Annotated in this window: 14 protein-coding genes; 10 read left to right on the top strand and 4 right to left on the bottom strand. The window is 69.6% G+C overall.

The genetic code is table 11. The features are described from left to right. Positions 1–43: 43 nt before the first annotated feature. Together C4V41_RS48190 and C4V41_RS48185 are read right to left on the bottom strand one after the other, a co-directional pair. The gene (locus tag C4V41_RS48190) at positions 44–1,531 is read right to left on the bottom strand and encodes an alpha/beta hydrolase (RefSeq protein ID WP_200824749.1); all 1,488 of its coding nucleotides are present in this window, start codon (positions 1,529–1,531) and stop codon (positions 44–46) included. A 115-nt stretch (positions 1,532–1,646) separates the two neighbouring features. After that, entirely contained in the window at positions 1,647–1,859 is a 213-nt protein-coding gene (locus tag C4V41_RS48185; protein ID WP_200824748.1) for a DUF2530 domain-containing protein, read from the bottom strand. 59 nt (positions 1,860–1,918) lie between these two features. Between C4V41_RS48185 and C4V41_RS48180 the strand changes: the two genes are divergently transcribed. The 4 genes from C4V41_RS48180 to thpR all read left to right on the top strand — a co-directional run bounded on the left by C4V41_RS48180 (position 1,919) and on the right by thpR (position 5,860). Then, positions 1,919–3,382, top strand: a complete 1,464-nt coding sequence (locus C4V41_RS48180; RefSeq protein ID WP_103962776.1) for an NCS2 family permease — start codon at positions 1,919–1,921, stop codon at positions 3,380–3,382. Positions 3,383–3,534: 152 nt separating this feature from the next. Beyond that, positions 3,535–3,963 (top strand): MarR family winged helix-turn-helix transcriptional regulator, encoded by a 429-nt coding sequence (locus C4V41_RS48175; RefSeq protein ID WP_103962775.1) that lies wholly within the window; start codon positions 3,535–3,537, stop codon positions 3,961–3,963. Between the two features lie 23 nt (positions 3,964–3,986). Then, positions 3,987–5,210 (top strand): MFS transporter, encoded by a 1,224-nt coding sequence (locus C4V41_RS48170; protein WP_103962774.1) that lies wholly within the window; start codon positions 3,987–3,989, stop codon positions 5,208–5,210. Between the two features lie 92 nt (positions 5,211–5,302). Further along, positions 5,303–5,860, top strand: coding sequence for an RNA 2',3'-cyclic phosphodiesterase (thpR, locus tag C4V41_RS48165; RefSeq protein ID WP_103962773.1), 558 nt, complete (start codon positions 5,303–5,305; stop codon positions 5,858–5,860). A 101-nt stretch (positions 5,861–5,961) separates the two neighbouring features. Here the strand turns inward: thpR and C4V41_RS48160 are convergent, their stop codons facing one another. Beyond that, positions 5,962–6,930 carry an aldo/keto reductase gene (locus C4V41_RS48160; protein ID WP_103962772.1) on the bottom strand — a complete coding sequence of 323 codons (969 nt, stop codon included), beginning with the start codon at positions 6,928–6,930 and terminating at the stop codon, positions 5,962–5,964. A gap of 68 nt (positions 6,931–6,998) precedes the next feature. Between C4V41_RS48160 and C4V41_RS48155 the strand changes: the two genes are divergently transcribed. Together C4V41_RS48155 and C4V41_RS48150 are read left to right on the top strand one after the other, a co-directional pair. Continuing rightward, positions 6,999–8,264, top strand: a complete 1,266-nt coding sequence (locus C4V41_RS48155; RefSeq protein ID WP_103962771.1) for a polysaccharide biosynthesis C-terminal domain-containing protein — start codon at positions 6,999–7,001, stop codon at positions 8,262–8,264. 29 nt (positions 8,265–8,293) lie between these two features. Beyond that, on the top strand, positions 8,294–9,298 hold the full coding sequence (locus tag C4V41_RS48150) for a hypothetical protein (protein ID WP_103962770.1): 1,005 nt from the start codon (positions 8,294–8,296) through the stop codon (positions 9,296–9,298). Here the strand turns inward: C4V41_RS48150 and C4V41_RS48145 are convergent, their stop codons facing one another. Continuing rightward, the gene (locus C4V41_RS48145; protein WP_103962769.1) at positions 9,299–9,658 is read right to left on the bottom strand and encodes a hypothetical protein; all 360 of its coding nucleotides are present in this window, start codon (positions 9,656–9,658) and stop codon (positions 9,299–9,301) included. It abuts the gene before it with no gap. A 70-nt stretch (positions 9,659–9,728) separates the two neighbouring features. Between C4V41_RS48145 and lhgO the strand changes: the two genes are divergently transcribed. From lhgO to C4V41_RS48125, 4 genes are all read left to right on the top strand, one after another. Further along, positions 9,729–10,919, top strand: a complete 1,191-nt coding sequence (lhgO, locus tag C4V41_RS48140) for an L-2-hydroxyglutarate oxidase (RefSeq protein WP_103962768.1) — start codon at positions 9,729–9,731, stop codon at positions 10,917–10,919. 17 nt (positions 10,920–10,936) lie between these two features. Beyond that, entirely contained in the window at positions 10,937–11,629 is a 693-nt protein-coding gene (locus tag C4V41_RS48135) for a response regulator transcription factor (protein WP_103962767.1), read from the top strand. After that, the gene (locus C4V41_RS48130) at positions 11,629–13,041 is read left to right on the top strand and encodes a sensor histidine kinase (RefSeq protein WP_103962766.1); all 1,413 of its coding nucleotides are present in this window, start codon (positions 11,629–11,631) and stop codon (positions 13,039–13,041) included. Before C4V41_RS48135 ends, C4V41_RS48130 begins: the two co-directional genes overlap by 1 nt. 65 nt (positions 13,042–13,106) lie before the next feature. Further along, positions 13,107–13,763, top strand: coding sequence for a response regulator transcription factor (locus tag C4V41_RS48125; RefSeq protein WP_103962830.1), 657 nt, complete (start codon positions 13,107–13,109; stop codon positions 13,761–13,763). Positions 13,764–13,783 lie beyond the last annotated feature (20 nt).

The raw sequence follows: 13,783 nt of genomic DNA, 5'->3' as shown, positions 1-13,783 counted from the left end.
GTCGTGGTCCGGTTGCCGGACCACGACTCCGGGTGAGCCCCTGTCAGGCGGCGCAGGTGGTGTTCGCGGCCGGGACCTTGCCCTCCAGCACGTACGCGTCCACCGTTCGCATGACGCAGGCGTTGCCGGTCAGGTAGGCGCCGTGTCCCTCGCCCTCATAGGTGACCAGGACGCCCGTCTTGAGCTGCTCGGTGAGGGTCGTCGCCCACCGGTACGGCGTGGCGGGGTCGCCCTTGCCGCCGACGACGACGATCGGGGCCGAGCCGGTGGCGTCGATGCGCTTGGCCGCGTCGTCGCCCTGGACCGGCCAGTGGGCGCAGGAGCCGCTGACGCCCTCGACCGACAGGATGGGGAAGATCTTCTTCACCTTGTCGTTCATCTTGGCGGCTTCGGCGGTGGTGGGGCGTTCGGCGTTGTCGGCGCAGTTGATCGCGGCCAGGCTCGTCATCATCGTCGAGTAGGTCCCGTCCGCCCTGCGCCCGGTGTACGCGTCCGCCAGGGACAGCAGCGTGGCGCCGTTGCCTTTGATGGCGGCGGCGGCCGCCTGTTCGAGCATGGGCCACGTCTGCTTGGCGTACAGGGGAGTGATGACGGCGAGCTGCGCCAGGCCGTACGTGAGCTCGCGGTCCCCCACCTTGAGCGGCTTGGTCTTGAGGCCGTTCAGGAGCTGTTCGACGCTCTTCTCGGCGGCGGCCGGGCTGTCGCCCAGTTCGCAGCTCTGCGCCACGCAGTCCTTGGCGAACGCCTCGAACGCCTGGTCGAAGCCGGTCGCCTGGATCACCGCCCGCTCCTCGAACGTCACCGTGGGGTCGAAGGCGCTGTCCAGGACGAAGCGGCCGACCTTCTTCGGGAAGTGGGTGGCGTAGACGGCGCCGAGGTGGGTGCCGTAGGAGAGGCCGAAGTAGTTGAGCCGCTCATCGCCGAGCGCGGCCCGCAGGACGTCGAGGTCCTTGGCCGCGTTCACGGTGCCGACGTGCGGCAGGATCTTGCCCGAGTCCTTCTCGCAGGCCGCCGCGAACTCCTTGGCCAGCTTGTCAGCGTCATCGTCCGCGCCGGCGGCCAGGAGCTTGTCGAGGTCGTCTCCGCATTTGACGCCGGAGCTGCGGTCGACGCCGCGCGGGTCGAAGCTGACCAGGTCGTAGCGGCTGCCTAGCTTGCCGAACGCGGTGGCGGCCAGGGCGAGCGTGTCCACGCCCGACGCGCCGGGGCCGCCGAAGTTGAAGACCAGCGAACCGAGGCGGTCGCCGCTCGCCTTGACGCGGATGAGCGCGAGGTCGATCTTCTCGCCGCCGGGCTCCGCGTAGTCCAGGGGGACCGGGATCCTGCCGCACTCGACGTTGGCGCCGGGGGTGGCCGGCTTGCCGTCGGGGGTGATCAGGTCGGTGCAGGGACTCCAGGCGATCGTCCCGGTGGCCGGTGCCGCAGTGCTCTTCGCCGGGGTGGCCGTGCTCCTGGCCGCCGGCTCGCCGGTGGTGCCACAGGCGGTGAGGACGACCGCCCCAAGGAGGAATGTCACTATGGGCTTCTTCATGCGTACAAGCATGGTTCGGGGGCGTATGCCGATGTAGTGGGTGCAAACACCACTTCTGGGTGACTTCGGCGAATCGCCGGAGATGACGAATGTCAGCTCCGGCGGGGGACTCCTGTCAGCGGCGCTTGGGCCGCCGGACGAGCCAGATGCCGAAGAGGCCGAAGCCGACCCCGGTCATGCAGGTCCAGATCCACCACGTGTTCTCGGGGGCGGGCCGGAAGATCAACAGGGCGATCAGCGCGACGGCCCACACACCCGTGCCGGCGGCGATGGCGACGGTGTCGTTGGTCTTGATCGGCTCCGGGTCGGGATGCCACTCCTGCTTCACGTTGTCCAGCCTAGCTTCCAATCGGGTCTCGATCTCATCACCGCCTCTTTTCGCAGCTCATGACGACTGTCACCCTTCGCGTCGTGAGTAACACACGTAGCGCGATAGATCGTTTCTTCGCCATCTCCGCACGAGGTTCGACTTTCTCCCGTGAGGTACGCGGCGGCCTGGCCACGTTCTTCACCATGGCGTACATCGTGGTCCTGAACCCGTTGATCATCGCCAACGGCAAGGACGTCCAGGGCCAGTTCATCGGCGACGGCACGACGCCCAACGTGGCGCTCGTCGCGGCCGGTACGGCCTTTGCGGCGGGCGTGCTGACGATCCTCATGGGGGTCGTCGGCAAGGTGCCCTTCGCGATGGCGGCCGGGCTCGGCCTGAACGCCTTCGTCACCTTCCAGATCGCCACGGTGATGACCTGGGAGGAGGCCATGGGCCTGGTCTTCCTCGAAGGCGTCATCATCGCCGTCCTGGTGCTGACGGGGCTCAGGACGGCGGTCTTCCACGCCATCCCGGCCCAGCTCAAGACCGCCATCAGTGTGGGCATCGGGCTGTTCATCACGTTGATCGGATTCGCGGACGCGGGCTTCGTGCGCAAGGGCGCAGGAACGCCCCTGGAGATGGGCATCGGCGGCGGCCTGACCTCGTGGCCGATCTTCGTGTTCATCATCGGGCTGCTCGCGACGGCCACGATGGTGGCGCGGAAGGTCCGGGGCGCCATCCTCATCGGCATCGTCGGGACCACGGTCCTGGCGGTCATCGTCGAACTGCTCGCCAAGGCGGGCAACTTCACGCCCCAGAACCCCGGGGGCTGGATGCTGAACCTGCCCGCCGTACCCGAGCAGATCTTCGGCTTCCACAACCCGCTGGTGCTCTTCAACGAGTTCAACCCGTTCGGCGCCTTCATCCGCGTGGACGTGCTGCTGGCCGCGCTGCTCGTGTTCACCCTGCTGATCACGGACTTCTTCGACACCATGGGCACGATCGTGGGCGTCGGCCGCCAGGCGGACCTGGTGCAGGAGGACGGGACGCTGCCGCGTACCAAGCAGATCCTGCTCGTCGACTCGATCGGCGCGGCGGCCGGTGGCGCGGGCTCGGTGTCCTCGAACACCACCTACATCGAGTCGGCGGCGGGCGTCGGCGAGGGTGCTCGCACGGGCCTGGCCAGCGTGGTGACGGGGTTGCTGTTCCTGGTGGCCATCTTCTTCGCGCCGCTCGTCACGGTCGTGCCGTACGAGGCCGCCGCTCCCGCGCTGGTCCTGGTGGGCTTCATGATGATGACCGCGATCCGGGACATCGACTGGAACGACTTCGAGATCGCCATCCCGGCGTTCTTCACCATCGTGATCATGCCGTTCACGTACTCGATCTCGAACGGCATCGGCGCAGGGTTCATCAGCTACGTGCTGATCAAGGTGGTCAGCGGCAAGACCCGCGAGATCCATCCGCTGCTGTGGGGCGTGGCCATCCTGTTCGCGATCTACTTCGCGATCGGCCCGATCAGGGCGCTGCTCGGCGTCTGAGCGAGCAGGTCGGAGCCGCCCTGCGCACGCGGGGCGGCTTCGGGGTATCAAGGGGGTACAACGCGTGAAACGACCGTTATTTAGGGAAATATCTTGCCATGCCGTATAGTTAGCAAAGGTAATGACACGTGCTAACCAAAACCCAGCCCAAGATGGACCTGCGCAGCGACGCAGGCCTGGCTTCAGCCCTGCGCGTTTCCTTGGCAAGGCTGACCAGGCGCCTCCGACGACAGGCGGCGGCTCACCCGCTGACGCCCACCCAGTTCGCGACGCTCGCCGCCGTGGAACGGCATTCCGGGATAACCCCCGGCGAATTGGCCGAGCTCGAGAAGGTGCAACCGCCCTCGATGACGCGCGTGATCGCCGCACTCGAGGAACGCGGCCTGCTCGCCCGTACCCCGCATCCGACCGACCGGCGCCAGGTGACCGTGACCGTGACCGAGGCCGCCCAGAAGTTGCTGAAGGAGGAACGCCGCCGCAAGGAGGCGTGGCTGACCCAGCGGGTGAAGGAACTCTCGCCCGAGGAGCGGTCGATCCTGCGGCAGGCGGCGCCGATCCTGGAGAAGCTCAGCAAGATCTAGAGCCTGAGGAACCCAGGACCGGGATGTTCCGGTCACTCAGGATTCACAACTATCGCATGTTCGCAGCCGGGGGCACCGTCTCCAACGTCGGCACCTGGCTGCAGCGCACCGCCCAGGACTGGTTGATCCTCGACCTGACCAACGGCAGCGCGGCGGCGCTCGGAATGGCGACCGCGCTGCAGTTCCTGCCGATGCTGCTGTTCGGGATGTTCGGCGGCGTGCTCGCCGACCGCTATCCCAAGCGGCCCATCCTCATCGCCGCGCAGACGTTGATGGCCGGGCTGGCCCTCACCATCGGCGTGCTCACGATGACGGGCTCCGCCCAGGTCTGGCATGTGTACGTGATGGCGTTCACGCTCGGCATGATCTCTTGCGTGGAGGTGCCGACGCGGCAGGCGTTCGTGGTCGAGATGGTCGGCCGCCAGGACCTGCCCAACGCGATCGCGCTCAACAGCTCCATCTTCAACCTGGCCCGCGTGGTCGGCCCGGCGCTGGCCGGCGTGCTGATCTACGTGTTCGCCGGAACCGGGCCGCTCTTCCTGATCAACGCGCTGACCTTCGGCGGCGTGATCTCCAGCCTGGTCTTCATGCGGAAGTCCGAGCTGAACGTCTCCGAGCGCGTGCCCAGGGCCAAGGGGCAGCTCCGCGAAGGGCTCCGGTACGTGGTGCAGCGTGAAGAGCTGCTCATGCCGGTGCTGCTGATCGGGTTCGTGTCGATGTTCTCGCAGTCGTTCTCGATGTCGATCGCGCTGATGGCGCGCGAGGTGTTCAAGGCGGGGGCGTCCTCGTTCGGCCTGGCCTCCAGCATGTTCGCGGTGGGGGCGCTCGGCGGGGCGCTGCTGGCCGCGCGGCGGGCGCGGCTGTCGAAGAAGGTGCTGTTCGCTGGGGCGATCGGGTTCGGGGTGTTCCAGATCGCGACCGGGCTGGCGCCGTTCTATCCCGCGTACCTGCTGCTGCTGATCCCGACCGGGATCGCGCTGATCACGATCAACACGGCCGCCAACGCGAGCGTTCAGCTCGCGACCTCGCAGGAGATGCGGGGGCGGGTCATGGGGATCTACATGCTGGTGTTCACCGGCGGCGCCCCGCTGGGCGCGCCGCTGATCGGGTGGCTGTCCGAGCTGGGCGGGCCCCGGATGGGCGTGGTCCTGTCCGGCGTGCTGGTCCTGGTCGGCACCGGGCTGGCGGTGCTCATGACGCGCCTGATCAGCTCACGGGTGAGCCGGCCGGTGCTGGCGATGGCCTGAGCGCAGACAAGAGCAATGGCATGAGCGCCGACCAGAGCGATGGCATGAGCGCTGGCGTGAACGGTGCCGTCAGTCGGTGAGAATCTGATGGCATGAGGCTTTTTGCGGCTCTGGTGCCGCCCGACACGGTGCTGGACGAGATCTCGGACGCGATCGCGCCGCACGTGGGGCAGGTGCCGGGGCTGCGCTGGCCTGACCGGGCCACGTGGCACATCACGCTCGGGTTCTTCGGCGAGGTGCCCGATCACCTGCTGCCCGAGGTGGAGGAGCGCCTGGCCCGCGCCGTGCACCGCCACTCCGCCCTGGACCTGGCCTTCGACGGGTTCGGGGCCTTCTCCTCCGTACGCCGGGCCCGCGTCTTCTGGGCGGGCGTCACCGGCGACTCCATGGTCAGGCTGTCCGACTCCGTCAAGGCGGGCGCCCGGCGGGCCGGAGCCCCGCACCCGGACGAGAAACGTTTCCACCCGCACCTCACGCTGGCCAGGGCCAAGACGGAGACGGACCTCCGCCCCCTGGTCGAGTCGCTGACCGGGTTCAGCGGCTCGCCGTGGCGGGCGGAGTCCGTCCGTCTCGTCCGCAGCCACACCGGGCCTCAGGTGAGGTACGAGTCACTCGCCGAATGGGCACTCGCACCCGCCGAGCGGAGCTAGGCTCCAGGACGTGGATCGTCCTCGCTCCTGGCTGCTGCCCGTCGTGCTCGGCCTGCTGCTGCTGATCGTGATCGTCGGCGCCCTGCTGACCTGACGCCTCGTTACCAGGCGTAGTCCTCCGGCGCGGTGCGGTGACCGGGGAAGATCTCGTCGAGACGGGCCAGGGCGGCCTCGTCCAGCTCGATCTCCACGGCGCGCAGGCTGCCTTCGAGCTGCTCCATGGTGCGCGGGCCGATGATCGGCGCGGCGACCGCCCGCTGCTTGAGCAGCCAGGCCAGCGCCACGTTGGCCGGCTCCTCGTTCAGCTCGTCACAGAACTTCTCGTACTGCTCGATCGCGTCGCGGTGCTTCTCGAGCTGCTTGACCATGTGGTCGGCGCCCGAGCGGCCCTTGTCCAGCTTGCGTAGCACGCCGCCCAGCAGGCCGCCGGCCAGCGGGCTCCACGGGATCACGCCGAGGCCGTAGTCCTCGCACGCGGGCAGCACCTCCAGCTCGGGCGCGCGCGTGAGCAGGTTGTAGTGGGACTGCTCGCTGACGAGCCCGGTGAAGTTGCGCCGGTTGGCGACCTCCTGGGCCTTGGCGATGTGCCAGCCCGCGAAGTTGGAGGAACCCACGTAGAGGATCTTGCCCTGCTGCCGCAGGACCTCCATGGCCTCCCAGAACTCCTCGAAGGGGGTGTTCCTGTCGACGTGGTGGGCCTGGTAGATGTCGATGTAGTCGGTCTGCATGCGCTTCAGCGAGGCGTCGCAGGCCCGGCGGATGTTGAGCGCGGACAGGCCGCGCTCGTTCGGCCAGTCGCCCATGTCGCCGTAGACCTTGGTCGCGATGACCGTCTTCTCCCGGCGGCCGCCGCCCTGGGCGAACCACTTGCCGAGGATGGTCTCCGTGATGCCCTCGCCCTTCTTCCCGCCGTAGACGTTGGCGGAGTCGAAGAAGTTGAGCCCCAGCTCATGAGCCCGGTCCATGATGGCGAAGGAGTCATCCTCCGTCGTGCGCGGACCGAAGTTCATGGTGCCGAGACAGAGCGGGCTCACCAGGAGACCGGTGCGTCCGAGGTTGACATAGTCCATGACCCAACCCTAAAGACCTGGAGTGCACTCCAGGCCATAGACTGAATTTTCATGATCTTGGGTGAAGCGTGATCGTCCTGCTCCGCGCCGCCGTGCCGCTCTTCCTGGCCATGGTCATGGGCATGATCGGCTCGCTGGTGGTCACCTCGGTGCTCGGCAAGCATGACACGGTCACGCTGGCGGCGTTCGCGGTCATGACCGCCGTTCTCACCCCCGCGACCGCCGCCGTGCAGGGCGCGCTGCGCGGGCTCGGGCCCTTCGTCGCCCCGCACCGCGAGGACCCGGGGGTGGCCGTGCCGATCGTCCGGGACGCGCGCTGGCTCAGCCTCGCCACGGGCGCGCTGGGGGCGGTGGCCGTGCTCTGCGTGCCGCTGCTCGCGGGCGTGTCGGGGGTGCCCGGCGAGGTGGTGCGCGAGCTGGGGCTGCTGCCGTTCTTCCTGGCGGCGTACCTGCTGATCTTCGCCTCCACCGGCGGCGCGAGCACCATCCTGGTCGCGCTGGGACGCAGCCGCGACGTGCTCTGGTCGAACCTGGCCTTCGGGCTCGTGCTCGCCGCCCTCACCGTCGCGCTGGTGCCACGGCTCGGGCTGACCGGGGTGGGGATCGCCTGGGTGGTCGCGATCGCGGTGGCGGCGGTCGTGTCGAGCCTCTGCCTGCGCCGGGCGTTCGGGCGGCCCATCGGGCAGGCCAGGCCCAGGATCGGCGAGATCGTCAACCTGGCGAAGGTGAGCATTCCGCTGGCCGGGACCGTGCTGATCAAGTTCGGGGTGCTGGGCGTGGTCACGTTCGCCGCGAGCACCACCAGCACGCGCGACACCGCCGCCCACGCGGTGCTGACCACGCTGACCGGCTTCATCATGACGGCCTCCATCGCCATCGGGCAGGCGTCGGTGCCGGAGGTGGCGCGCGCCACGGACGTGGCAGGGGCGCGCCGGGCCAACCGGAGCGCGGCGCTGCTCGCCGTGCTGGGGACGCTCGTGGGCGCCGCGCTGCTGCTCGGGCTCGGGGACCGGCTGCTGATGCTGTTCAGCGACGACGTGGCGGTGCGGGAGCGGGTGCTGGCGCTGCTGCCGCTGATGCTGCTGGCCTCGGCCTTCGACGCGGCCCAGGCGGTGCAGGGGATCGGGCTGACCGCGCTCAAGCGCTCGGCGTCCAGCCTGATGTATTTCGCGATCGGGTACGGGCTGCTGGTCGTGGCCGCCGTACCCGTGGCCAGGACCTGGGGGATCACCGGGCTGTGGGTGGCCATGGCGGTGGCCAACGCGCTGCTGGTGGTGCTGCAGGGCACCGGCTTCCGCCGCCACAGCGCCAGGGTGGTCGCCCTCGCCGCCTAACGGCCCGGAAGCTGAGGCATGATGGCGAGGTGGGGGATGTCGTGATCAGGGTGCTCGCCGTCGCGGCGGCGAGCTGTCTTCTAGCCGCCGCGCCCGCCTACGCGGCGCCGGCCGACGACGGGATGGAGAAGTTCTTCACCTTCAAGGATCCGGCGATCACGGAGTCGAGCGGGCTGGCCGTGTCGCCGACCCACGAAGGCGTCTACTACACGCACAACGACAGCTCGGCCACGCCGACCTTCTACGCGGTGGACGGGCAGGGGCGCACGCGGGCCACGTTCCAGGTGCAGGGGGCGCAGGCGCGCGACTGGGAGGCGATGGCGGCCACCAAGGACCCGGCGACGGGGCGGGGCGTGCTGTGGTTCGCCGACATCGGCGACAATCTCGACGGCGCCTGGCCCAACGTCTCCGTCTACAAGGTGATGGAGCCCCGGACGCTCAGGAACGCGGCGCTGCCCGCGACCCGCTACCGGTTCCGCTACGCGGACGGCGGGCGCAACGCCGAGGGCATCATGATCAACCCGAAGACCGGGCGCCTCTACGTCGTGTCCAAGGAGTTCGCCGGGTCGGTCTACGCGGCGCCCAAGCAGTTGCGGGCCGACCGGGTCAACGTCCTGCGCAAGGTCACGGGCGCGCCCATCATGGCCACCGACGCCGCCTACGCGCCCGACGGCTCGTCGTACGTCGTCCGCACCTACTTCTCGGCCACCCTGTTCCGGCCGTCGGGGGAGACGATCGCCAAGGTGTCGATGCCGGAGCTGAAGCAGGCGGAGTCGATCGCGTACACGGCCGACGGCAAGGCCCTGCTCACGGGCACGGAGGGGCCGCGCAGCCCGGTCTACCGGGTGCCGATCCCGGGCGACGCCCGCCCGGCCACGCCCACGCCGAGCCCCGTCAGGGCGGAGCGCAAGGAGCCCAAGGAAGAGGCGAGCCCGGCCGCCTCCGGGCTGACGGCCAAAGACGTGTTCATCTGGCTCGCGGCGGCCGTGGCGGCCACCGGGGTGATCACCTTCCTGGCGCGCAGGACGCGATGACTAGCGGAAGGTCATCATGTCGCCCCTGAGCGCGCGCTCGACCACCTCGATCGAGCGCGACAGGCGCACCAGGCGCGGGCCCTCCTCGCGATAGGTGTCGAGGACCGCCTCGATCGCGTGCGGCGGCAGGTGCCCCTTGAGGTCCACCGCCGCCGCCCGGTAGCCCGCGCGGGCCGCCTGGACGGCCGAGCCGACGTGGTGCCTGGCCATGCTGGCCAGCGCGATCGGGTGCCGTCGCAGCACCTCGTACGCCCGGTAGTCCGGTGGCACCGCGTCGAGCAGCCAGGCCACGGCCGAGGTCTCCCAGTCGGGGACGCTGGGCGGCCGGACCTCGGCCGGCCATTCCGGTGGGACGTACATAGGGGCATCGTACTCATGTTCGATTCGCCCGGATATGGCGGGGGCGGCTGGTTAGCCGGAAAATCAACGTGTGACGGAAAAGATCGGAGTCGTGGGCGCGGGCATCGTCGGGCTGGCGGTGGCGCGCGAGCTGGCCGCCGTCAGGGGCGCCGAGGTGACCGTGCTGGAGAAGGAGGGCCGCGTCGGGGCCCACCAGACCGGGCACAACAGCGGTGTCGTCCACGCGGGCATCTACTACCCGCCGGGCTCGCTCAAGGCCCGGCTCTGCCGCGAGGGCGTGGCGCTGCTCAAGGAATATTGCGCGGCGCACGGGCTGCCGTACCAGGAGGCCGGGAAGCTGGTCGTGGCGAGCACCCGCGCCGAGCGGGCGCCGCTGCGCGCGCTGGCCGAGCGGGCCCGCGCCAACGGGGTGCCCGGCATCGCCGAGCTGGACGGGCTCGCCCTGCGCGAGATCGAGCCGCACGCGATCGGCGTCGGCGCGATCCACTCGCCGCACACCGCGATCTGCGACTTCCCCGCCGTCGCGGGCCGGCTCGCGCTCGACGTGGCCGAGATGGGCGGATCCGTCCGCCTCTCGCACCCCGTCAGGGCGATCAGGGAGCGGCCGGGCAGGGTGGAGGTGCTGGCCGGACGGCGCAAGTTCGCCTTCGACCGCCTGGTGGTCTGTGGCGGCCTGGGCACCGACGCGGTGTCCAGGATGGTGGGGGCGCCGGGTGACGTGCGGATCGTCCCGTTCAGGGGTGAGTTCTACGCCCTCAAGGGCGCGGCCAGGGACCTGGTACGAGGGCTGATCTACCCGGTGCCCGACCCCCGCTACCCGTTCCTGGGCGTGCACCTGACGCGGCAGATCGGCGGCGGGGTGCTGGTGGGGCCGAACGCGGTGCTGGCGCTGGCCTACGAAGGCTACAAAAGGCGAAATTTCCGTAATGTAGGGCAAATTCTTGGCTGGCCCGGCACCCTCCGACTGGCCAGAACCCACTGGCGTACCGGCTTCAAGGAAATCTACGGATCGCTCGTCAAAAGCGTCTTCGTCCGGGAGGCCCGGCGCTACGTTCCCGAGCTCACCGCCGCTGACCTCGAACGAGCCCCAGGCGGCGTCCGCGCGCAAGCCGTCGCCAGAGACGGCCGCATGGTCGACGACTTCGTGGTGGACGTGCACGGAAAGGTGGTCCTCGTCCGCAACGCGCCCTCTCCCGCCGCCACGTCGAGTCTCGCCATTGCCCGGCACATTGCCGGAATTGTCCCAGCACTCGTCCGATGAGGGCATCCTTGACTGTGATGGAATCACGCCTGCTGATAGTCGAGGACGATCCGAACATCCTCGAACTCCTCGCCGCGAGCCTCAGGTTCGCGGGCTTCGAGGTGACCACGGCCAAGAGCGGCCTCGACGCCGTCGCCGCCGTGCAACGACACCGCCCCGACCTTGTCGTGCTCGACGTCATGCTGCCCGACCTGGACGGATTCGAGATCGTCAGGCGGCTGCGCGGCGGTGGGCTGCACACGCCGGTGGTGTTCCTGACCGCTCGTGACGAGACCGAGGACAAGATCCGCGGGCTCACGATCGGCGGCGACGACTACGTGACCAAGCCGTTCAGCCTGGAGGAGGTGGTCGCGAGGATCCACGCCGTGCTGCGCCGTACGAGCGGGGACGCGCAGGCCGCACCGCCCCGGCTGACGTTCGCCGACATCGAGCTGGACGAGGAGAGCCACGAGGTGTGGCGCGGGGGCAACGCCGTGGCGCTGTCGCCGACCGAGTTCAAGCTCCTGCGATACTTCATGACGAACGCCGGCCGCGTCCTGTCCAAGCCGCAGATCCTCGACCACGTGTGGGACTACGACTTCCGGGGCGAGGTGGGCATCGTGGAGTCGTACGTGTCCGTGCTGCGCCGGAAGATCGACAACCGCAGCCCGCGACTCATCCACACCCTCCGGGGCGTCGGATACGTCCTCAGACTGCCGCCGAGTCCCTAATGCGCGGCCTGCCGCTGAGAATCAAGCTCATCGCGTCGATGCTGGCCCTGCTCGGCTTCGGCATGACCTTCATCGGGCTGGTGAGCGTCTCGGTGCTGCACGGCTACCTGCTGGACCGCGTGGACAGCCAGCTCACGCTGCTCGGCGCGCGCATGGACAAGAAGGTCAGGAGCGACTGGCGCAAGGACCTGGAGACCGCCGACCGGCCGATCCTCATCGAGTCCGACGCGATAGCCCTGGTCAGGGAGCCCGGCAGAGACTTCGTCCCGATGCTGACCCATCGCGACGTGGACCTGAAGCCGAAGCCCGTGCTGGCCCCCTCGCCGGGCGACGAGCACTACACCGCGCCCGCCCTGAGCGGCGGCGGCGAGTGGCGGGTGCTGGAGAACGTGACCCAGCGGCGCACACTCGTGGTCGCGGTGGACCTAGAGGAGGTCGACGCGATCACCCGGCGGCTCGTGCTCATCGAACTGCTGGGCGGCGGCGGCATCCTGCTCATCCTGGCCGTCGTGGGCGTCACGATCGTGCGGCGCAGCATGCGGCCGCTCGGCCAGATCGAGCGCACGGCCGAGGCCATCGCGGCGGGCGACCTGGGCCGCCGGGTGCCGGACGGCGACCCCCGCACCGAGGTGGGCGGCCTGGCCAGGTCGCTGAACGGGATGCTGGCCCAGATCGAGGCCGCGTTCACCGCCAGGTCGGAGTCCGAGGCGGCGGCCCGGCGCTCCGAGGACCGGATGCGCCAGTTCGTCGGCGACGCCTCGCACGAGCTGCGCACGCCGCTGACCTCGATCCGGGGCTTCGCCGAGTACGCCAGGCAGAACCCCGGCGCCGACCCGGCCGAGCTGATGCAGCGCGTGGAGAAGGCCGCGGGCCGGATGAGCGTCCTGGTGGACGACCTGCTGCTGCTGGCCAGGGTGGACCAGCAGCGGCCGCTGCAGATGCAGCCGGTGGACATGCTGGCGCTGGCGGCGGACGCCGTACAGGATGCCCGGATCCTCGCCCCCGACCGGCTGGTGAAGCTGGACGTGGTCGGCGGCGCGGCGCTGATCGTCTCCGGCGACGAGGTGCGCCTGCGCCAGGTCATCAGCAACCTCGTCACCAACGCGATCGTGCACACCGAGCCCGGCTCCCCGATCATCGTGCGGGCCGGGGCGAGCACGGACCGGCTCTTCATCGAGGTCGTCGACACCGGCCCAGGACTCACCCCCGAGCAGGTCGAGCGGGTCTTCGAACGCTTCTACCGGGCCGACTCCGCCCGCTCGCGCCGCCGCTCCGCCGAGGACCGGGGCAGCGGGCTCGGCCTGGCGATCGTGCGGGCCCTCGTGCTGGCCCACGGCGGCACCGTCACCCTGGAGAGCTCGCCGGGGAACGGCTCCACCTTCCGGGTCGAACTCCCACTCGCCTTGGAGTGACCCTTCAGCTAACCCTCAGGTGTCTGCGTCACTCTAAGTAGGTGACGAAACCCGAGGCGCTGATCATGGTGGTGGACGACGAGCCCAGCATCAGGGATCTGCTCTCCGCCAGCCTGCGCTTCTCCGGGTTCGAGGTGCTGACCGCCGCCGACGGCGAGGAGGCCGTCGAAGTGGCCGTACGCGCCTCGCCCGACCTCGTGGTGCTCGACGTGATGCTGCCCGACCTGGACGGGTTCGAGGTGGCCAAGCGCATCGACGCGCCCGTGCTGTTCCTGACCGCCCGCGAGGCCACCGAGGACAAGATCACCGGGCTGCGGGTGGGTGACGACTACGTGACCAAGCCGTTCAGCCTGGAGGAGGTGCAGGCCAGGATCCGGGCCGTGCTGCGGCGCACCCGGGGCGAGGCCGCGCCCGTCACCAGGCTGAAGGTGGCCGACCTCGAACTGGACGAGGACGCGCGCGAGGTCTGGCGCGGCGGCCGTCAGGTACGGCTGTCGCCGACCGAGTTCAAGCTGCTGCACTACTTCATGGTCAACGCCGGCCGCGTGGTGTCGAAGGCGCAGATCCTCGACCACGTCTGGAACTACGACTTCGGCGGCGATGCCGGGGTGGTCGAGTCGTACGTCTCCTACCTCCGGCGCAAGGTCGACGACGTCGAGCCGCGGCTGATCCACACCCTGCGCAGCGTCGGCTACGTCCTGAGGGAGCCACCGGCGGGCTAGGCGCCCGCGCCCTGGGTAGC

The sequence above is a fragment of the Nonomuraea solani genome (assembly GCF_900108335.1).
GTDB lineage: Bacteria > Actinomycetota > Actinomycetes > Streptosporangiales > Streptosporangiaceae > Nonomuraea > Nonomuraea solani.
The sequence above is the reverse complement of the archived record's forward strand: the minus strand, read 5'-3'. Positions and strand labels throughout refer to the sequence as shown.